Source organism: Nocardia halotolerans (genome assembly GCF_042650145.1).
GTDB classification, from domain to species: Bacteria; Actinomycetota; Actinomycetes; order Mycobacteriales; family Mycobacteriaceae; genus Nocardia; species Nocardia halotolerans.
Genome location: NZ_JBHSDL010000025.1, coordinates 334,103 through 355,893, shown reverse-complemented (window position 1 = coordinate 355,893; position 21,791 = coordinate 334,103). Strand labels below are relative to the sequence as shown.

10 protein-coding genes are annotated in these 21,791 nt (G+C 70.8%); 5 read left to right on the top strand and 5 right to left on the bottom strand.

What is annotated here, in order from left to right:
• Positions 1-83: 83 nt before the first annotated feature.
• The 3 genes from ACFO5K_RS20170 (at position 84) to ACFO5K_RS20160 (ending at position 15,624) form a co-directional block, all read left to right on the top strand.
• Positions 84-13,751 (top strand): non-ribosomal peptide synthetase, encoded by a 13,668-nt coding sequence (locus tag ACFO5K_RS20170; RefSeq protein WP_378565117.1) that lies wholly within the window; start codon positions 84-86, stop codon positions 13,749-13,751.
• On the top strand, positions 13,748-14,737 hold the full coding sequence (locus ACFO5K_RS20165; protein ID WP_378565114.1) for an ATP-binding cassette domain-containing protein: 990 nt from the start codon (positions 13,748-13,750) through the stop codon (positions 14,735-14,737). Before ACFO5K_RS20170 ends, ACFO5K_RS20165 begins: the two co-directional genes overlap by 4 nt.
• An 86-nt stretch (positions 14,738-14,823) precedes the next feature.
• Positions 14,824-15,624 (top strand): ABC transporter permease, encoded by an 801-nt coding sequence (locus tag ACFO5K_RS20160; RefSeq protein ID WP_378566205.1) that lies wholly within the window; start codon positions 14,824-14,826, stop codon positions 15,622-15,624.
• A 63-nt stretch (positions 15,625-15,687) separates the two neighbouring features.
• On the opposite strand, the gene ACFO5K_RS20155 is transcribed toward ACFO5K_RS20160, so the two are convergent.
• Positions 15,688-16,023, bottom strand: a complete 336-nt coding sequence (locus ACFO5K_RS20155; RefSeq protein WP_378565111.1) for an RNA polymerase-binding protein RbpA — start codon at positions 16,021-16,023, stop codon at positions 15,688-15,690.
• Positions 16,024-16,223: 200 nt separating this feature from the next.
• On the opposite strand from ACFO5K_RS20155, the gene ACFO5K_RS20150 reads away from it, so the two are divergent.
• Positions 16,224-16,550 carry a hypothetical protein gene (locus ACFO5K_RS20150; protein ID WP_378565108.1) on the top strand — a complete coding sequence of 109 codons (327 nt, stop codon included), beginning with the start codon at positions 16,224-16,226 and terminating at the stop codon, positions 16,548-16,550.
• A 46-nt stretch (positions 16,551-16,596) separates the two neighbouring features.
• Here the strand turns inward: ACFO5K_RS20150 and ACFO5K_RS20145 are convergent, their stop codons facing one another.
• The 3 genes from ACFO5K_RS20145 to mqo all read right to left on the bottom strand — a co-directional run bounded on the left by ACFO5K_RS20145 (position 16,597) and on the right by mqo (position 20,097).
• Positions 16,597-17,637 (bottom strand): hypothetical protein, encoded by a 1,041-nt coding sequence (locus tag ACFO5K_RS20145; RefSeq protein ID WP_378565105.1) that lies wholly within the window; start codon positions 17,635-17,637, stop codon positions 16,597-16,599.
• Positions 17,638-17,750: 113 nt separating this feature from the next.
• A complete protein-coding gene (locus ACFO5K_RS20140; RefSeq protein ID WP_378565102.1) occupies positions 17,751-18,617 on the bottom strand; it encodes an SDR family oxidoreductase in 867 nt (288 codons plus the stop codon).
• Positions 18,618-18,627: 10 nt separating this feature from the next.
• Complete coding sequence (gene mqo / locus ACFO5K_RS20135) at positions 18,628-20,097, bottom strand: malate dehydrogenase (quinone) (RefSeq protein ID WP_378565099.1); 1,470 nt, start codon at positions 20,095-20,097, stop codon at positions 18,628-18,630.
• 90 nt (positions 20,098-20,187) lie between these two features.
• Here mqo and ACFO5K_RS20130 point away from each other — a divergent pair, with 90 nt between their 5' ends.
• Positions 20,188-21,093, top strand: a complete 906-nt coding sequence (locus ACFO5K_RS20130) for a LysR family transcriptional regulator (RefSeq protein ID WP_378565096.1) — start codon at positions 20,188-20,190, stop codon at positions 21,091-21,093.
• 3 nt (positions 21,094-21,096) lie between these two features.
• On the opposite strand, the gene ACFO5K_RS20125 is transcribed toward ACFO5K_RS20130, so the two are convergent.
• A complete protein-coding gene (locus tag ACFO5K_RS20125; RefSeq protein WP_378565093.1) occupies positions 21,097-21,765 on the bottom strand; it encodes a M23 family metallopeptidase in 669 nt (222 codons plus the stop codon).
• Positions 21,766-21,791 lie beyond the last annotated feature (26 nt).

Sequence of the window (21,791 nt, the reverse complement as noted above, 5' to 3'; positions counted from 1 at the left end):
GGGCGTGGATAGCCACGCCCTGGGCCGTCGTGCGCCCGGGCGCTGCTCGGGGAGTTGTGACACAAGGCAGAACGGAGTGCTTGATGAGTTCATTGGCCACCGACCGCGTCAACTCATGCGTCACCGACGGGGACTCGGGCCAACCGTTCGCTCTCTCGCCCGGCCAGACGGCGCTGTGGTACGCGCAACGGATTCGGCCCGACATCCCCCTCACCATCGCCCACTACGTCGAACTGCACGGCGATCTCGACCCGGGGCGGCTGCTGTACGCGATCGAGCGATTCGGCGCGGAAACTCAGGTGGGCAACGTGCGCGTCCGCGAGATCGACGGTGTGCCCCAGCAGCAGGTCGACCCCTCCTGGCGCCCGGGCTGGGCCCGGATCGACCTACGCGGTGAACCGGATCCGCGCGCGGCCGCGCTGCGCTGGATGACCGAGCACGCCAGCACCCCGATCGACATGGACCACGAACCGCTCACCATCAACGTGGTGCTGCGCATCGGCGATCGTGTCTGGTTCTGGTACGAACGCGGACACCACATCGTTATCGACGGTTACGGTGCGATGAACGCCCTCGCCCGCACCGCCGAGATCTACACCGCCATCGGCGAACAGCGCGAACCGTCGGCCTCGCGCGCCGCCGCCCTCGTCGACCTCTACGCCGACGAATCGCGCTACCGCGAGTCGAGCCGCTTCCGCGCCGACCGCGAATACTGGATGCAACAGCTCGACGGCGTCGGCGAGCCGATGACGCTGTCCTCGGTCACCGCCGCGGGCGACACCACCGATCCGGGCCGCCATCGCGCCAGCGCGGTGCTCGACCCCGACCTCGACACCCTGCTCGCCGACGCGATCGCCACCCACGGTTCGGCCAACTCCGCGCTCATCGTCGCGGCCCTGGCCGCCTATGTCCGTTCGGTCACCGGTAACCCGGATGTCGTACTGAGCCTGCCGGTCTCGGCCCGGACCACCGTCGCGCTGCGCCGCTCGGCCGGTGTGGTGTCGAACGTGGTACCGCTGCGGGTGCGTTTCGACGAGCGCACCACCGTGGCCGATGTGGTGCGCCAGACCGAACTGCAGATCACCGGCGCACTGCGCCACCAGCGCTACCGCTCCGACGACATCCGCCGCGACTGCGGCTACTCCCGCGACGCGCGCGGATTCTTCGGTCCGATGGTCAACATCATGCTGTTCCACGACGAACTCAACTTCGGCGACATCACCGGCCGGCTGCACGTGCTGGCCACCGGGCCCGTGGAAGACCTGTCGGTGAACATCTACAACGGTGACGGCGGGCGCATCCAGCTCGACTTCGAAGCCAACCCGAGGCTCTACGGTGAGGTCGAAGTCGCCGCCCACCACGATCGCTACCTCGACTTCCTCGCCCGCTTCCTGGCCGCCGAACCGGCCACCCCCGCGCACACCCTCACCGCGATCACCGCCGCCGAGCACACCAGGGTGCTGCGGGACTGGAACGCCACCGAGATGCCGGTCCCCGTGGCGACGCTGACGTCCCTGTTCACCGACCAGGTGCGCCGCACGCCGCACGCACTTGCCCTCGAATTCGGTTCCCACGCACTGAGTTACGCCGAACTCGACCGCCGGGTGAACCAGCTCGCCCGCGAGCTCGTCGCCCGCGGCGCCGGTCCCGAGACCACGGTCGGTCTGTGTCTGCACCGCAGTGTGGACCTGGTCGTCGGCATGTACGCCGTGCTCGCCACCGGCGCCGCCTACCTTCCACTCGATCCCGAACATCCGATCGACCGCATCGAAGCGGTAGTGGCACAGGCTCGTCCGGTGTGCGTGCTGACCGCCGCCAGGGATGCCCTGCGACTGCCGGGCAACGTGATGCGCGTGGACCTGGACACCCTCGACGTGACCGGCCGCGACACCACCCCGCTCACCGACGCCGATCGACCGGCCCCACTGCGGCCCGAGCAGCTGGCCTATGTCATCTTCACCTCCGGCTCCACCGGCAAGCCCAAGGGTGTGGGCATCACCCACGCCGCCATCGTGAACCGGTTGCGCTGGATGCAGGCCGAATACCCGCTCGACCAGACCGACGCGGTCCTGCAGAAGACCCCGGCCACCTTCGACGTGTCGGTGTGGGAGTTCTTCTGGCCCCTCCAGGTCGGCGCACGCCTGGTGGTCGCGGCGCCCGACGGGCATCGTGATCCGGGCTACCTGGCTCGGATCATCGCCGAGAAGTCGGTGACCACAGCCCACTTCGTGCCGTCGATGCTGTCGTTGTTCGTCACCGACCCCGGCGTACGCGGCGGTGCGAGCCTGCGCCGGGTGTTCTGCAGTGGTGAGGCACTGCCCGGGGCCCTGGTGACCGACTTCCACGCCGCCCTGCACGGGCCGGCGGGCGGACCGGAACTGCACAATCTCTACGGCCCCACCGAAGCCGCCGTCGACGTGACCTACTGGCCGTGCCCACGCGCGGTGAGTACGGTGCCGATCGGTTCGCCGGTGTGGAACACCCAGACCTATGTGCTCGATCCGGAACTGCGGCCCGTGCCGCCCGGTGTGGTGGGGGAGTTGTACCTGGCGGGCGCGCAGCTGGCCCGCGGCTACCTGGGCAGGCCGGACCTGACGGCCGACCGGTTCGTGGCCAACCCCTTCACCCGTGGTCAGCGTATGTACCGCACCGGTGACCTGGCCCGCTGGCAGATCGACGACGGTGTGCTGGAATACCTGGGGCGCACCGACTTCCAGGTGAAGGTCCGCGGCCTGCGGATCGAACTCGGTGAGATCGAGTCCGCGCTGCTCGCCCAGGACGGCATCGCCCGCGCGGTCTGTGTGGCCCGGCGCGGTCGCACCGGTGACGACGACCTGTTCGCCTATGTGGTCGCCGCGCCCGGTGCCGCCGTCCCCGACACCGCCGCCCTGCTCGCGCGGCTGCGCCGGGCCCTGCCCTCCTACATGGTGCCCTCGGCGCTGGTGGTGCTCGACGAACTGCCGCTCAGCGCCAACGGCAAGGTCGACCGCCGAGCGCTGCCCGAGCCCGCCGCCGAAGTGCGGGTGAGCACCGGCGCCGCGGCGCCGCAGACCGAGCTGGAATGCGCGCTCGCCGAGATCTTCACCGAGGTCCTGGCCCTGGACGCCACCACCATCGGGGTGGAGGACAACTTCTTCGATCTCGGCGGCAACTCGCTGGTCGCCGCGCGCGCGGTCGCCAGGATCAACACCACCCTCGAGGCGAACCTCACCATCCGCGAGCTCTTCGAGACCTCGACCATCGCCGCGCTGGCCGCCTACCTCGCCACCCACCGGACCGAAGCCTCCACCCCGAAGCTGGTCCCGGTCGCCCGGCCGGAACGGGTACCGCTGTCGCTGGCCCAGCAACGGCTGTGGATCCTCAACCGGTTCGCCGAACACGCCGCCGCCTACAACATGCCCCTGGCGCTGCGCCTGACCGGGCAACTCGATCTCACCGCCCTGCGTGCGGGCCTGCTCGACGTGCTCGATCGGCACGAGAGCCTGCGTACCAGCTTCCCCGACGGCCCGGACGGGCCCTACCAGCTGATCCACCCGGCCGCCGCGGTCGAACCCGAACTCGTCGCGATCGACGCGGACACCGCCGAGATCGCCGAGCTGGTCACCGAGGTGGCCGGGCGCGGATTCGACCTGCGCACCGAAACCCCGCTGCGGGTGGCGCTGTACCGGATCGGTGCGGACGAGCACCTGCTGGTGGTGGTGCTGCACCACATCTGTGGTGACGGCTGGTCGGTCGCACCGCTGGCCAGAGACCTGATGGTGGCCGTTGCCGCCCGGGCCGGGGGCACGGCGCCACAGTGGACTCCGTTGCCCGTGCAGTACGCCGATTTCGCGCTGTGGCAGCGGGAACTGCTCGGCGAGGAAACCGACGACGAAGCGCCGCTGGGCAAACAGCTCGGACACTGGCGCACCGCGCTGGCCGGCCTGCCCGACCAGCTCGACCTGCCGCTGGACCGGCCGCGTCCGCTGCGCCGCACCACCGGCGGCGACACCGTGGCGTTCACCATCGACGCCGAGACCCGCCGCGCGGCGGCCGAACTCGCCAGCAGCCGCGGGGTCAGCATGTTCATGGTGCTGCACGCCACGCTGGCCACCCTGCTGGCCCGGCTGTGCGCGAGCACCGATGTCACCATCGGCACGCCGATCGCCGGCCGCTCCGACCCGGCGCTCGACGAACTGGTCGGCATGTTCGTCAACACGCTGGTGCTGCGCACCGAGATCGAGTTCGGGGCCGGCTTCGACCGGATGCTCGACCGGGTCCGCGAAACCGATCTCGACGCCTTCGCCAACCCCGATGTGCCGTTCGAACGCCTCGTCGAACTGGTCAACCCGGATCGCTCGACCGCGCGGCACCCGCTGTTCCAGGTGATGCTGTCCTACGACCGCACTCCCGAGCTGAACATCGAATTGCCCGGTGTCGCCGCCGAACTCGTGCCCGTGGAGACCGGTGTCGCCAAGTTCGACCTGCAACTCGAGGTCCGCGACAACCACGACAACGGTCCACTGCTGGCCGAATTCGGTTTCGCCACCGACGTCTTCGATCGCCGCACGGTCGAGGCCATCGCCCGGCGCTTCACCGCGCTGCTGGCCGCCGCCGTCGCCACGCCACAGGTGGCGATCGGTGACCTGGAACTGCTCGACCGGCGTGAGGTCGCCCGGCTGGTGCCGGTCTCGGGTGCGCCCGCCGAACCCGCCGGGACGCTGGCACAACTGCTCGGCGCCACCGCGCAGCGCCTGCCCGAGGCGGTGGCCGTGCGCTACCTCGGTTTCGACACCACCTACCGGGAACTCGACGAACGCTCGAACCGGCTGGCGCGCAGTCTCATCGCCCACGGCGCCGGCCCCGAATCGGTGGTCGCCGTGGCCCTGCCGCGCAGCCTCGAATCCATCATCGCCATCTGGGCCGTCGCCAAGTCCGGCGCCGCCTATGTGCCCGTCGACCCGGCCTACCCGGCCGACCGCATCGCGCACATGATCGGCGATTCCGGCGCGGTCCTCGGGCTCACGCTGCCCGAACACCTCGCCGCGCTGCCCACCACCACCGGCAAACACCACCGGGCGCCGCAGTGGCTGGTGTTCGGTTCCGCCGACTTCGAGGCCGACTGCGCCGCCCGCTCGGTCGCGCCGGTGCGCGATGGCGAGCGCAGGCACCCGATGCGACCCGGGCAGCCCGCCTATCTCATCTACACCTCCGGGTCCACCGGCACGCCCAAAGCCGTGGTCGTCACCCATGCCGGCATCGCCTCGCTGGCCAGCGAGCAGACCCAGCTGTTCAAGGTGACCGACACCGCGCGCACCATGCACTTCTCCTCACCGAGTTTCGACGCCTCGGTACTGGAACTCCTGCTCGGCTTCGCCGCGGGCGCCACGATCGTCATCGCGCCCGCCGACCTGTACGGCGGGGCTGAACTGGCCGGATTCCTGCGCTCGGAACGGATCACGCACGCCTTCATCACCCCGGCGGCACTGGCCACCGTGCCCGCGGGGGACTTCCCGGAACTGGGCACCGTCATCGTCGGCGGCGAGGCCTGCTCCGACGAACTCGTCAGCACCTGGGCCGACCGGCACCGCATGCACAACATGTACGGTCCGTCGGAGGCGACCGTCGCGGTCACCGCCAGCGCGGCCATGGTGGCCGGCGATCCGGTGCCGTTGGGTACGCCGGTGCGCGGCATGCGGTTGTTCGTGCTCGACTCCCGGCTGCACCCCGTGCCGCCGGGGACACCGGGCGAACTGTACGTCTCCGGGCCGGGTCTGGCCCGTGGGTATCTCGGTAAGCTCGCGCTCACCGCGCAGCGATTCGTCGCCAACCCGCACGGCCGCATCGGCGAGCGGATGTACCGCACCGGTGACCTGGTAGTCGTCGACAGCGGCGGCGGGCTGCGCTTCCTCGGGCGCGCCGACGACCAGATCAAGATCCGCGGGTTCCGGATCGAACTGCGCGAGATCGACCACGTGCTGCGCGAGCATCCGGGCGTGCGCTCGGCGGTGACCGTCGTCCACGTCGACGAGCAGGGCCAGCAGCGGCTGGCGTCCTACGTCAGCACCGACGACCCGGTCGATCCGGCCGCCGTGCTCGAGACCGCACGCGGTCGGCTGCCCGGTTACATGGTGCCCGCCGCGCTGGCGGTGCTCGACCGCATGCCGGTGACGCCCGCGGGCAAACTCGATCGAAAGGCGCTGCCCGCACCCGAATTCGCGGCGGGCGGCGGCTCCCGGGCGCCTCGCACCCATCTGGAGATGCGGGTGGCCGCGGTGTTCACCGAGATCCTGGGCCGACCGGTCCCGGGCGCGGAGGACAGCTTCTTCGACATCGGCGGCAATTCGTTGCTGGCCACCCGCCTGGCCGCGGCCCTGCACGCGGACTTCGCGGTGGACCTGCCGGTCCGGCGCATCTTCGAGGCGCCGACCGTGGCCGGTATCGCCGGGCTGATCACGGAAGCGCCCCGGACGCAGCGGGCGGCGCTGGCGGTACACACCCCGCGCCCGGGACGCATACCACTGTCGCTGCCGCAGCAGCGGCTGTGGTTCCTCAATCGATTGTCACCCGAATCCAGCGCCTACAACATCGCGTTCGTCTTGCGAATCGGCGGAGATCTGGACGTGACCGCCCTGCGGGCCGCGCTCACCGACCTGGTGGAGCGGCACGAGGTGCTGCGCACGGTGTTCCCCGAAGACCTCTCCGGCCCCCAGCAGGTGGTGCTGCCACTGGCCCAGGCGGTCCCGGTGGTCCAGGCCGTCGACGCCGATCCCGAACAGGCCCGCGAAGCGCTGACCGAGCTGGCACGCGAGGGCTTCGATCTCACCGGCCAGACCCCGCTGCGGATCTCGTTGCAGCGCACCGGTCCCACCGAGCACCTGCTCGGTGTGGTCGTGCACCACATCGCCGCCGACGGGTGGTCGCTCGGCCCGCTCACCAGGGACCTGGCGCTGGCCTATGTGGCCCGCACCCGGGGCTCGGCGCCGGTGCGTGAACCGCTGCCGGTGCAGTACGCCGACTTCAGCCTCTGGCAACGCGCGATGCTCGGCGCCGAGGACGACCCGGACAGCATCGCCGCCACGCAGCTCGCCTTCTGGCGCGCGGCGCTCGCGGAGCTGCCCGACGAGCTGCCGCTGCCGTTCGACCGGCCGCGCCCGGCGGAGCCGACCGGGGTGGCGGGCACGGTGGTCTGCCCGGTCTCGGCGCCGCTGCAGAGCGCCATGGACGAGCTCGCACGCGACACCGGGGTGAGCCTGTTCATGGTGGTTCGCTCGGCGCTGGCGGTGCTGCTGCGCACCGTCACCGGCGGTCGCGACATCCCCGTGGGCACCGCCGTGGCCGGACGCACCGACATCCAGCTCGACGACCTCGTCGGCATGTTCGTCAACACCCTGGTCCTGCGCTCCGACGTGGACCCGGCCCGCAGTTTCACCGAACTGCTGCACGCCGACCGCGATTCCGAGCTGGCCGCGCTGGCCCACGCCGACCTGCCGTTCGAGCGGGTGGTCGACGCGCTGGGCCGTGACAGCCGGGCCAACAACCGGCACCCGCTGTTCCAGGTGGCGCTGAGCATGCAGGACGACCGCACACCGGAGCTGGAACTGCCCGGCCTGCGGCTCGCGGCCGAAGAGCTCGACATCGCCCGCGCCAAGTTCGACCTCGAACTGCGGGTCGCGCCGGGCGCGGACGGCACGCACCGCTTCGAATTCGTCTACTCCGCCGAACTGTTCGACGCCGCCACCGTCGAAACCATGGCCACCCGTCTCGTGCGGATCCTCACCCAGGTGACCGCCGACCCGCGGCAGTTGGTGAGCGAGCTCGACCCGCTCACCGTGGCCGAACACCGCGCGCTGGTGCCCGCGCAGGGGCCCGCCGTCGTTACGCCCGTCGTCCTGTCCGACATCATCGACGGGTCAGCGGCCCGGTTCCCGCACCGCCCCGCGCTGCGCTGGTACGCCGGGGGCAGCGCCGCCGGCGAGGTCGGCGAGCTCGACTACGCCGAGGTAGCGGCCCGCGCCCACCGGCTGGGCCGGGCGCTGATCGCGCGCGGGATCGGCACCGGCGACCGGGTGGCCGTCGGTCTGACCCGCTCGCTGGAGTGCGCACTGGCCATCTTCGGTGTCGCGGCCAGCGGTGCCGCGTTCGTCCCGGTCGATCCGCGCTATCCGGCCGACCGGGTGCGGCACATGCTCACCGACTCCGGGGCCCGTGCGGTCCTGACCACCCGCGCCGACGAGGCCGCGCTGCGTGCAGCGGCGGGCCCGCTCGACACCCGGTGGCTGCTGATGGACGACCCCGATCTGCACGCCGAACTGGCCGGCTACGACGAGGCCCCGATCTCCGACGCCGAGCGGGTACGTCCGGTACGGACCGCCGACCTGGCGTATCAGATCTACACCTCCGGCTCCACCGGTCTGCCCAAGGGCGTGACGGTCACCCACGGTGGCCTGGTGAGTCTGGCGCTGGACCTGCGTGAGCGCATGGGCCTGGACCGGTTCTCCCGGACGTTCTTCTTCTCCACCCCGAGCTTCGACGTCTCGGTGCTCGACATGCTGCTCGCGGTGTACTCCGGCGCCGAGATGGTGATCGGCCCGATCGACATCTACGGCGGCGACGAGTTGGGCGAGCTGCTCACCCGCGAACAGGTCACCCACACCTTCCTCACCCCTGCCGTGCTCGCTTCGGTGGACGCCGAACGCTGGCCGCTGCCGCAACTGCGCGGCCTGATGGCCGGTGGCGAGGCGGTGCCGCCGGACCTGGTGCAGAGCTGGGCACCGGGCCGCCGGTTCGTCAACGCCTACGGGCCCACCGAGTTCACCGTCATCGCCGCGATGTCGGAGCTGCGGGTGGGTGTCCCGGTGACCATCGGCACCCCCGTGCGCGGTGCCCGTGCGCTGGTACTCGACGACCGGTTGCGTCCCGTGGTGACCGGTGTGCCGGGTGAGCTCTACATCGGTGGGGCGGGCATTGCCCAGGGCTACCACCAGCGATTCGGCCTGACCGCGGGCCGCTTCGTCGCCGACCCGTCCGGGCCGGCGGGCAGCCGGATGTATCGCACCGGTGACGTCGTCCGCTGGACGGCCACCGGCGAACTCGACTATCTCGGCCGCAGCGACCACCAGGTGAAGGTGCGTGGATTCCGGATCGAACTCGGCGAGATCAGTGCCGTGCTCGGTGGCCACCCCGAGGTGCGTTTCGCCCACACCGAGGTGCGCCGGATCGCCGGTGACGACCGGATCGTGGCCTGGGTGCAGCTGGCCGAGGGCACCGATCCGACGCAGTTGGCCGAGGTCCGCAACCACGCGGCGCAGCGGCTGGCCGGGCACATGGTGCCCGCTTCGCTGAACCTGCTGGACCGGGTGCCGCTCACACCGGTCGGCAAGCTCGACCGGTCGGCCCTGCCCGAACCGGAGTTCACCGCCACGGCCGGGCGGGCGCCGCGGACCGAAGCCGAGCGTCTCGTCGCCCGGGTGTTCGCGGAACTGGTCGGCACCGACGAAGTGGCGGCGACCGACAGTTTCTTCGACATCGGTGGCAACTCGCTGCTGGCCACCCAGTTGGTGGCGCGGCTGGCCGCGGCCAGCAATGTGCGTCTGGAAGTGCGCACCGTGTTCGCCTCACCGACCGTGGCCGAGCTCGCGGCCCTGCTCGACTCGGGGCCCTCCGGCGACGACGACCGCCCCGCGCTGCTGCCCGGGCAACGGCCCGAGCGGATTCCGCTGTCGGCCGCACAGCGCCGGTTGTGGTTCCTCAACCGGTTCAACGTCGGCGGTGAGGGCCCGGATCAATCGGCCGGGGCCTACAACATCCCGGTGGTGCTGCGTCTGCACGGTTCGATCGACCTCGATGCACTCATTGCCTCCTTGCACACTGTGCAACGTCGGCACGAGACGCTGCGCACGGTGTTCCCGGAAACCGCGGGCGAGCCCGAGCAGCTGGTGCTCGACCCCGAGGTCGCCGCCGTCACCCTGTTCCACGCGACCGCCGCACCGCACGAGGTCGACACGGCGGTGTCACGGTTCTGCGCGCCCGGTTTCGACCTGTCGACGTCGGTGCCGATGCGCGCGGCGCTGATCACCGTCGACCGGACCGGCCTGCCGGTGCCCGCCCAGGCCGCACTCGCTGTGGCGGGGTCGAAGGAACACGTGCTGGTGCTCGTCGTGCACCACATCGCGATGGACGGCTGGTCGCTGGAACCGCTGGCCGCCGAAGTCGCGGCCGCCTACCGCGGTATCCGGGCCGGGGAACCGCTGGGTGAGCAGATCCCCGAGATCCAGTACGCCGACTACACGCTGTGGCAGCGTGCGGTCCTGGGCGCCGAGGACGACCCGGACTCGCTGATCAGCAAGCAACTCGGCCACTGGCGCGACACCCTCGACGGGCTGCCCGAGCTGCTGGCCGTGCCCGCCGACCGTCCGCGCCCGCCGGTGCCCTCCTACCGTGGCGGCACCGTGGACTGCGCGGTCGACGCCGCCACCCACCGGGCGTTGCGCGGCCTCGCCACCGCCAACAACGTCAGCATGTTCATGGTGCTGCACGCGGCGCTGGCCGTGCTGCTGCACCGGGTGACCGGCACCGACGACATCGTCGTCGGCACCGCCAGCGCGGGCCGCGGCCATCCCGAGCTCGACGCGATGATCGGCATGTTCGTCAACACCCTGGTGCTGCGCACCGAGGTCACCGACGAACGCGCCTTCATCGACCTGCTGCACACCGTCCGCGATCGCGACCTCGACGCCTTCGCCCACGCCGATCTTCCCTTCGAACAGCTCGTCGAGGTGCTCAACCCGGCGCGCTCGCAGGCGCATCACCCGCTGTTCCAGGTGATGCTGTCGGTGCGCAACAACCCCGTGCGGATGCTGGAACTGCCGGGCCTGCGGATCGAAGCGGTCGAGGCCGACGCCGGCATCGCCAAGTTCGACCTGCAGTTCACCTTCACCGAGACCCAGACCGGCGACCGGGTCGGCGACGGCATCGACCTGGCCGTGAACTACGCGGCCGACCTGTTCGACGAGGTCACCGCGCGCCGGCTCGGCGACCGGCTGGTCCGGTTGCTCACCGCGGTCGCCGCCGACCCGAACACCGCCGTCGGTGATCTGGCTTTGCTCGACGCCGTCGAGTGGACCGCGCTGGCCCCGGTGCACGGTGCCCGGGCCGAACCTCCGGTCACCCTGCCCGCGGTTTTCGCGGCCGCGGTGGCCCGGGCCGGGGACGGGGTCGCGCTCAGCGCGGGCGACACCGTGGTCACCTACGACGCCCTCGATCGCTGGACCAACCGGCTGGCCCGGGTGCTCATCGGTCGGGGCATCGGTCCGGAGAGCCTGGTGGCCCTGGGGATCCCGCGTTCGGTGGAATCGGTGGCGACCATGCTCGCGGTCGCCAAGGCCGGTGCGGCGTTCGTGCCGGTGGACCCGAACTACCCGGCACAGCGGATCAGCCACATGCTCACCGACTCCGGCGCGGTCATCGGGCTGACCCTGCTCGCGCACCGTGACCGGCTGCCCGGCGACACCCATTGGCTCGTCCTGGACGACCCGCACACCCGCGCCACCGTGCTCGGTGCCGACGACACGCCGATCACCGACGCCGACCGGATCCGTCCGCTGCGCTTGGGTAACCCGGCGTACGTGGTCTACACCTCCGGGTCCACCGGTACACCCAAGGGCGTGGTCGTCACCCACGGTGGGCTGTCGAACTTCGCCGGGGAGACCGCCGACCGGTTCGACGTGCGCCCGGGCAGCCGGGTCCTGCACTTCGCCACCCCGAGCTTCGACGCCGCGCAGCTCGACATCCTGTTCGCGCTCGGCGGCGCGGCGACGCTGGTGATCTCGCCGGCCGGGGTGGTCGGTGGCGAGGAGCTGCGGCAGGTGTTCATCCGCGAGCGGATCACGCACGCGTTCATCACCACCGCCGCCCTCGGCACCGTCGACCCCACGGGCATCCGGACCCTGGCCCACGTCCTCACCGGCGGTGAGGCGCTGCCACCGGAGCTGCTGGCCCGCTGGGCGCCGGGGCGCAACTTCTACAACGTCTACGGCCCCACCGAGACGACCATCGTCACGTTGATGCCGCAGCCGATGACCCCGCAGGGGCCGATCACCATCGGCGGTCCCATTCGTGGTGTCGCGGCCACCGTGCTCGACCGGCGGCTGCATCCCACCCCGATCGGTGTCACCGGCGAACTCCAGCTCGCCGGATCGGCACTGGCCCGCGGCTACCACAACCGGCCGGGACTCACCGCGCAGCGTTTCGTCGCCAATCCCTACGGGGCGCCGGGGGAGCGGATGTACCGCACCGGTGACCTGGTGCGCTGGCGTGACGGTGCCAAGTCCGCGTTGGATGTGGAGTACGTGGGCCGCACCGACCACCAGGTCAAGGTGCGCGGGTTCCGGATCGAACTCGGCGAGATCGACGTCGCGTTCTCCCGCCATCCCGAGGTCGAGCTCGCGCTCACCATCGGGCACACCACCCAGGCCGGGGTCACCGCGCTGGTGTCGTATGTGAAGGCCCGCGCGGGCACGACCCCGTCGGTGGCCGGGCTGCTCGAACACGTGCGCTCACAGGTGCCCAACTACATGGTCCCGCAGTCGGTGATGCTGCTCGACGAGGTGCCGCTGAGCCCGGTCGGCAAGCTCGACCGGTCGCGTCTGCCCGAACCGGTGTTCACCTCGTCCGGGGGTTACCGTGCTCCGGCGACGCCCACCGAGGTGGCGCTGTGCACGGTGTTCGCCGAGGTGCTCGGGGTCGAGCGCATCGGTGCCGACGACGGCTTCTTCGAACTCGGCGGCAACTCGCTGCTGGCCACCAAAGTGGTTGCCGCACTGCGTGAACAGGGCTACGAGATGCCGGTGCAGATGATGTTCGGTGATGCCAGCCCGGCCGGTATCGCCGCGCGGCTCGACGGCGCCGACCCGGGGGCGGCGATGGCCGCGGCACTGGACCCCGTGCTGGCGATCCGGCCGTCCACCGGTCCGCACGACACCCCGCTGTTCTGCGTGCACCCGGCCATCGGCCTGTCCTGGTGCTACGCCGGGCTGCTCGCGCACCTGGCACCCTCGCGCCCGGTGTACGGGTTGCAGGCGCCGCACGTGTCCGGTGAGGAAGGGTTCACCTCGATCCCCGAAGCCGCCGGTCACTACGTCGCCCACATCAAGGCGATCCAGCCGCACGGCCCCTACCATCTGCTCGGGTGGTCACTGGGCGGTCTGATCGCGCAGGAGGTGGCGGTCCAGCTGCAGGAGACCGGGGAGGACGTCGCCGTGCTGGCCATGCTGGACAGCTATCAGCTCGGCGACCGCTGGGCCGACACCGCGTTGCCCAGCGTCGCCGACATCCTCGGCGAGTTCGGCGCCGACCTCGTCGACGGTGCGGCGCTACCCGCCGACCTCGACCTGCACGAAGCGGCGGATCTGCTGCGGGCCCAGCCGGGCCCGTTCGCCGCGCTGTCGGTGGAGAACCTGCAACGGCTCTACACCGGCTACGCCGACGGCACCGTGATGGCCAACCGTTTCCGGCCACGCACCTTCGACGGCGACCTGCTGTTCTTCACTGCCGCGGCCGACGAGATCAACGCCGCCGACCCGGCACGGCGCGCCGAAGCCTGGCAGCCGTTCGTCACCGGCAACATCCACAACCACGACCTGCCCTGCAGGCACGCGGCGATGACCACGCCCGAAGCGCTGGCGGTGATCGGCCCCGTGCTGCATCGCCACCTCGACGCGGTGGGCGACATCACCCTGTGCGGCGGCGCCCAGAAGGAGATGCGTCCGTGAGTTTGGCGGTAGAAGTACGCGGCCTCGCCAAGAGTTTCGGCAAGGTCCACGTGCTCAAGGAGATCGACCTCGAGATTCCGGCGGGCACCGTACTGGGCCTGCTCGGACCCAACGGGGCGGGCAAGACGACCACCGTCCGGATCGTCACCACCCTGCTGCGTCCCGACGCGGGCTCGGTGCGGGTGGCCGGGGTCGACGTGCTGGCCGACCCGGCCGCCGCGCGCACCCGCCTCGGATTGTCCGGTCAGTACGCGGCGGTCGACGCGAACCTCACCGGTTACGAGAACCTGCGGATGGTGGCCCGCCTGTACGGCATGTCCCGAAAGCAGGCCGCCGAGCGTGCCGAGCAGCTGCTCACGGCGCTGGGCCTCGATCACGCGGCGAGCCGCCGGGCCGGCACCTACTCCGGTGGGATGGCGCGGCGCCTGGACCTGGCCGGGTCGCTGGTGGCGCGGCCGCCGGTGGTGGTGCTCGACGAACCCACCACCGGTCTGGACCCGCGCGGGCGCCTGGACATGTGGAAGGTGATCGGTGACCTCGTCGACGACGGCACCACCGTACTGCTCACCACCCAGTACCTGGAGGAAGCCGACCTGCTCGCCGACCGGATCACCGTGATCGACAAGGGCACCGTCATCGCCCGCGGCTCCGCCGACGAACTGAAGACCTCCATCGGCGGCGACCGGCTCACCGTCACCCTGGCCGCCGGGCAGAGCCCGGGCCTGGCGGTGTCGGTCCTGGGGCAGGTGGGCATCGGCGAGCCGATCCACGAACCCGGCACCGACGAGGTGTCGGTGGTGGTGGGCAACGGGTCACGCACCATGGTGGAAGCCTTGCGCAGGCTCGACGATGCCGGTGTCTGTGTGCTCGACGCGGTGGTGGTGCGCCCGACCCTCGACGACGTGTTCCTGTCGCTCACCGGTACCCCGGCCGAACCGGTCACCGAACCCGAAACCGACGATGTGCCTGAGGAGATCCTGTCGTGAGTGTGTCCCCCGACGTCGCGCTGGAACACGACACCCGCGAAATGCCGATTCCGGCGGCGACGCCGCGCCCCGCGGCCCCCGCGCAGATGCAGCCGCGCGCCCGGTTCCTGCGCGACAGTGCGATCGTGGCCCACCGCAACCTGCTGACCATCCTGCGAGTGCCCACACTGCTGGTCACCGCCACCATCCAGCCGCTGATGTTCGTGTTCCTGTTCGCCTACATCTTCGGTGCCTCGCTCGGCGGCGACCAGTACCGCGAGTTCCTGCTCGCCGGCATCTTCACCCAGACGGTGGCGTTCAACGCCGCGTTCACCACCGTCGGCCTGGCCGGTGACCTGCAGAAGGGCATCATCGACCGGATGCGGACACTGCCGATGTCGCGGCTGGCGGTGCTGATGGGACGCACCTTGTCAGACCTGGTCGTCAACATCCTGAGCCTGGGCGTGATGGTGATCTGCGGTTACATCGTGGGCTGGCGTATCCACGGCAGCGTCGCCGACGCCGCCCTCGCCTTCGCCATCATCCTGTTGTTCGCGTTCGCGATGTCGTGGGTCGGCGCGCTCACCGGGCTGATCTCACCGACCGTCGAGGTGGCCCAGAGCGCGGGCCTGATCTGGATGTTCCCGCTGTCGTTCATCTCCTCGGCGTTCATCTCCGCCGAGACCCTGCCCGGTCCGCTGCGCACCATCGCCGAGTGGAATCCGATCACCGCGGTGTCGGCAGCCGGGCGAAAACTCTTCGACAACGACGCCCCGCCGTCGTTCGCCCCGGCCACCGGATGGGCCGCCGACAACTGCATCCTCTACGCCGTCATCTGCTCGTTGGTGATCTTGTCGATCGCCATGCCCGCAGCGCTGTTGCAGTACCGCAAAGTCGCCAGTCACTGAGCTGGAAACGGCGAAGGCCGCCTACCCGAGTGGGAGGCGGCCTTCGCCGTGTGCTGGTCTCGCTCAACCGCGCCGGCGGGCCTTGAGCAGGTCGAGGCGCTCCTTGAGCAGTTCCTCGAGCTCTTCCTTGCTGCGGCGTTCGAGCAGCATGTCCCAGTGGGTGCGCGGCGGCTTGACCTTCTTGGTCTCGACCGAGGTGCCCTCCATGAGCTGACCCTCCTGGCCGTTACGGCACAGCCAGGTGGGCGGGATCTCCGCGTCGTCGGCGAACGGGACGTCGAATTCCTCACCGCTGTCGGTGCGGTAGCGGGCGATCCGGCGCGGGGCCAGGTCGTGGTCGCGATCGGTCTCGTAGCTCACCGCTCCGAGCCGACTGCCCCGGAGTACGCGATCTGCCATGTGTGCTCCCTGTGATTTGGCGGCTGGTGCCGCGAGTCCGCGAACTGGTCGTGGTCCTACCGTTAACGCGCGGGACGTCGTAACTGTTCCATTGTAATCGCATGCTCGCGGGGCACCGGAGACGGTGATGTCGGAGCTGGTGCCCGCTCAGCGAGACCTGGGCCGCCGGTGGCGCCGCCGGACCGATAGGGTTTCGCAGCATGTCGCGCAGTCGCCTGCTGTCCTGCTCGTGGTGTGGGCGGGAGATCGTGGATTCCGAGTCGGGTCGCCGTCGCCGCTATTGCCGCCAATCGTGTCGGCAACGTGCCTACGAGCACCGCACCAGCCTCAAGGGGACCGGGATTCCGGAGGACGCGGTGGTGTTGTCCGCCCAGGAAGCCTCCGATCTCGCCGATCGGTGGTTCGCGGCGCGCTGTGCGGCCGAGGACGTGGCCACCGCGGTCGACGAGGGGGCCGGTCCCGCTGAGCTGGCGCAGCTGAGTGCCACGCTGCTGCAGCTCACCCGTGAAGCCGAGCGTTTGCGCTGAAACCCTGTGCGCGCCAGCGGGAGTGGTCTCACTTGTGGCCCTGGGGTCAGGGGTTCGCGACCGTGGTCGGCGCTTCCCTGGAGCGTCGGTACACCGCCGTGATCGCGCCGGCGACGAACACCGCGAGCACGCTCGTCGCGCCCGCGGTCGCGAGGTCGGGGCCGGTGAGCGGCTGACCGCGCAGCGCCTGCCAGAGCACCAGCGTCAGCAACCCGCAGTAGCCGAGGGCGGCCACCCCGAGCAGGGCCGCGCGGGTGCGCTCGGTGCGCAGCCAGTGGTAGCGGGTTCCCAGTGTGGCCAGGGCGACGGCGAGTACCAGCAACACCTGGATGCCGTGCAGCCCGATGAAATGGGGTACGCGCAGGTCGCCCGCTGTGGTGCTCCAGTGCGTGATCGGCATGGCCGAACCGGCCCCGTCACGTGCGGCATCGGCGGGCGCACCCGGGCGCACGGTGTGACCGGCCATGAGGCCCACCACGGTGCCGTCGGACTGACGCACGAGCTGAGCTCCGGTGTAGCCCATCAGATATCCGAGCAGCATGCCGGTCAGCGCCAGCCACAGCCCGGCCTTCAACGCGATCCGGGTCGGACGGTCGGTGAGCCGCTGCCACGAGATGATCAGCGCCAGCACCAGATTGGCGAAGAACAGGGCGGGCACCCCGGAAGTGAACACCTGCTGGCCGAGTTGATTGATCGGGTCGGTGGCGGTGTTGAAATGACCGAAGGTGCCGCGCGCGGCCTGCACGGCGATGAACGCGACATCGGCGATGCCGGCGACTGCGAAGACGGTGCCCAGCCACCAGGTGGCGCGCCGCCCGCGATGCGGTAGCCGCAGCATCCAGGCCAGCGTGACCCCGTAGAGCGCGAACCCGAACCCGAACTCGGCGGGCTCGAGCCACACCGATTCGCCGAGCAACTCCCGGTCGTCGACCAGCATGGCGAGCACCGACACCACGACCAACGCAGCCATCAGCCCGGCATTGATCAGCAGCGGACCGTGCCACGGTGGCCGCTGCCCGCTCGCGCCCAGCGGCACGGCGCGGAACCGGATGCGGGACAAGGTGTGGTCGAGATCGAGCGTCGCCATGCACCGAAGGTAGAAATACGGTGTGCCACCGCACGTCCCGCTGCGGAACGGTTACCACCCCCTACCGGCGTACCGTCCCCGATCCCACCCCTGATCCGGACGGGTGATGCCCCTCAGATCCCCAGGCGCCAGATCATCGCGTCGACGGCGCGAGGTGAGACGGTGGCGATGGTCTGCAGGACGCGGGTGTAGCGGGGATAGAGTTCGACCGGCCGGGTCCGGATCGCGATGCGAATCCATTCGGCGGCCTGTTCGGCGGTCAGTGCGGCCGCCTCGTCGTAGGCACCGGTGGGTGCGATCATCTCGGTGCGCACCAGCGGGAAGCCGACGGTGCTCACGTGTACGCCCTGCGAGCGTGTCTCGGCGCCGAGGCTGCGTCCGAACGCGCCGAGCGCTGCCTTGGACGCGTGATAGGCGGTGAACTTGGGCATCGATCCGGCCGCGACACCCCAGGTGGCGACATTGACGATGTGCCCGGTGCCCGCGTCGAGCATGGCCGGGAGCAGGCCCATGGTGAGCCGGGCCGCTCCGAAGTAGTTCAGTGCCATGGTGCGCTCGTAGTCGTGGAAGCGGTCGGTGGCATCGGCGGCGCGGCGGCGGATGGAGCGCCCGGCGTTGTTCACCAGCACATCGACGGTGCCGAACCGTTCCAGTACCGTCGCGGTCAGGGCCTCGGTGTCCTCGGCATCGGCGAGGTCGCAGGTCAACGCCTCGGCCGTGCCACCATCGGCCAGCACCGCGTCGCGCACCTCGGCCAGCGGCTCGGCCTTGCGGGCGACCAGGATCAGCCGGGCGCCGTCGCGGCCCAGCGCGTACGCCGCGGCCTTGCCGACACCGGACGACGCGCCCGTGAGCAGGACGGTCTTCCCGGCGATCTCGTGCCGCTCGCCGAGCACCGCCCGAGCCAGCAGCCGGGGGAGTGCGGGCGGATTGAGGACCGCGGACTGCACGATACGGGCGAGCACGACGACTCCTGTCATGGGAATTGGCTCAATGGTAGGGAAGGGCCCGCGCCGCGCTGTCTCCGCCCACCGTCGCACCGGGCTCGGGGAGAAGTTCGGCCAGCGATGCCGACCATTCGTACCGGCGTTCGGGGAAGCAGCGGTCCAGCAGCTCGCGCATGATCGACGGCGCGATCGACGCACCGGGCGAAGCGCCGAGCAGCCCGGCGATGGACCCGTCCGCGCCGGTCACCAGTTCGGTGCCGAACTGCAGCACGCCGCCGAACCGGCCGTCGGGCTTCACCAGCTGGGCGCGCTGCCCGGCCTGGATCAGTTCCCAGTCGGCCGCGTCGGCGGTGGGGTAGAAGCGCTGCAGCTGCGCGAACTTGGCGCGCCGCGAGGCCGTCAGCTGGCTGAGCAGATACCGCACCAGGTTCAGGTTCCGCAGGCCGGCGGCCACCAGCGGCACGATGTTGTGCGGGCGCAGGGTGGTGAACAGGTCGGTGAGCTTGCCGTGGCGCAGCAGCCGGGTGCTGAAGGTGGCGTACGGCCCGAACAGCAGCGAGGTGGCGCCCGCGACCTCGCGCCGATCCAGATGCGGCACCGACATCGGTGGGGCGCCGACGTCGGCCTGGCTGTAGACCTTGGCGTGGTGTTCGGCGACCACCTCGAGGTTGTCGGTGCGCAGGAACTGCGCCCCGAGCGGGAACACCCCGTAGCCACGCACCTCGGGCAGCCGCGCCCGTTGCAGCAACCGCAGCGCGTACCCGCCGGCACCGACGAACACGAAGCGGGTGCGCACCCGGAATTCCCGGCCGGAGTCGAGGTCGCGCCCGCGCACCGTCCACAGTCCGTCACGGTCGCGGGTGAGCCCGGTGATCTCGCGATGCAGCCGCACCGCGTTGCCGGCCTCGGCCATCGTGGCCAGCAACGACCTGGTGAGCGCACCGAAGTCGACGTCGGTGCCCGCGGTGTGCCGGGTGGCGGCCATCGGCTCGTGGTCGGCTCGACCGCGCACGAGCAGTGGTGCCCATGCGGCGATCACCGCACGGTCCTCGGTGTACTCCATGGAGCTGAACGCGGGCAGCTCGCGCAGTGTCGCGAAGCGTTGCCGCAGGTAGGCGATGTCGCGTTCGCCGAAGACCGCGGTCACATGCGGTGTCGAGGTGACGAAGGTGTCCGGTTCGGCGAGCGACCCGCGCCCGGCCAGCGCCGACCAGAAGTGGCGCGAGAGCGCGAACTGCTCGGCGATGCCGGCCGCGGTGCTGCCGTCGGCCGGATCGGGCATGTAGTTGAGTTCACACATCCCGGAATGCCCGGTGCCCGCGTTGTTCCAGGGGTGGCTGCTCTCGGCGGCCGGTTCGCCGAGCCGTTCGAACAGCGCGATCGACCAGTCCGGTGCCAGCGTGCTCAGCAGTGCGCCGAGCGTGGCCGACATGATGCCACCCCCGATCAGGACCGCATCGAGAACATCGTCGCCGCAACCGGATTCGCGTCGGGTGGGTGTGGTGTCGGACATGATCGGACCTCCCGTGAGCTGTGTACCGCCATCGTCGCGCCGATCGGAGTGATCCGTCCAATACCGAACCAGCGAAGTTATGATCCGGATATGGATGAGTCCGACGATGTGGGCGCGCGGGCACTGGCTCCGTTGCTCGCCGCCTTCGACGCGGCGGCCGAGGAGGGGCACTTCACCAGGGCCGCGCAGCGACTGGGCGTATCGCAGTCCTCGCTGAGCCGGCGCATCAAGACGATGGAGCACACGCTCGGGGTGGCGTTGTTCCAGCCGATCGGCCGGGGCGTGGCGTTGACACCGCAGGGGCGTGACCTCTACGAACACACCCGCGGGCTGGTGCGCGCCCTCGATGACGCGGTCCGCCGGGTGCGCGCCGACGCCGACCCCGACAGCGGCCTGGTCCGCTTCGGTTTTCCGCTCACCCTGGGACCGGTGAGCATCCCGGCCCTGCTGGCGCAGTTCCACACCCGCGCGCCGCGCATCCGGCTGCACCTGGTGCAGGCGCACGGTGAGGCACTGGCCGAGCAGGTGCGCGAGGGCCGGCTCGATCTCGCGGTGATGATCCCGCCCCCGGCTGACCTGCCGACCGTCGCGCTCGGCAGCCAGCGCATCGCCCTGCACGTGGCGCGCACACATCCGCTGGCGGGGCGGACCCACGTCGAACTCGCCGAACTGGCCGGGGAGCCGTTCATCGCGAATCCGCCGAGCTACCAGTTGCGCTCACTGCTCGACCACTGGTGTGGGGCGGCCGGGTTCCGCCCGCGTGTGCTGTTCGAGATCACCGAGTTCGAAACTCTGCGGGCGCTGGTGGCGCTCGGTCTCGGGGTGGCGTTGCTGCCCGCGGCCGAGACACCGCACCCGGATCTGGCGGTGGTGGGCATCGATGGCGAACGCGACCGCGAGATCGGCCTGGTCTCGGGAGACCATGGGTCGACGCTCGCGGTCGCGCGGCTTCGGGATTTCCTGATCGCCCGGCGTGCGGAGATCAGTGGGTGGTGAGGGTCAGGCCTGCGGAGCGCCGACGTCGACACCACGCGCGGCGAGCCACGGGTGCGGGTCGATCGGAGCGCCGTAGAGCGAGCCGTCCGGCACGTGCACCTCGTAGTGCAGGTGGGGGCCGGTGGACTGGCCACGGTTGCCGACGGTGGCGATGACATCACCGGCGTTGACGTGCTGACCGGGCTGCACGAGGATCTCGTTGACGTGACCGAACACGCCGATGGTGCCGTCGTCCTGCTGCATGCGCACCCACAGGCCGAAGCCCGAGGCCGGGCCGGTCTCGATGACGGTACCGTCGGTGACGGCGAAAACCGGCGCGCCGATCGGGTCACCGAAGTCGATGCCGTTGTGCGCGGCGCCCCAGCGGGGGCCGTAGTAGGAGGTCAGCCGGCCGTTGACCGGGCGTACGGTCTGCGGGCGCGGCGGCGGGGGCGGTGCGATGAACGGCATGGGCGGCATCGGCGGCAGTTCGAGCGCGACCGCCTCACGGTGCTCTTCCCAGGCGACCGGGGTCGCGGTGGGGCTCTGGTCCTGCGCGGCCGGGGCGTCGGCGGTGTGCGCGGTGAAGCGGTAGGGCGACTGCCCGGCGCCGATGGCGTCGGCGGCGTCGGCGGCAACCACGGCGGATACGGGGCTCTCGGGCTCACTGAATGCGGCAGCAGAGGTTCCCACGAGTGCGGACAAAGCCACCGCACCCG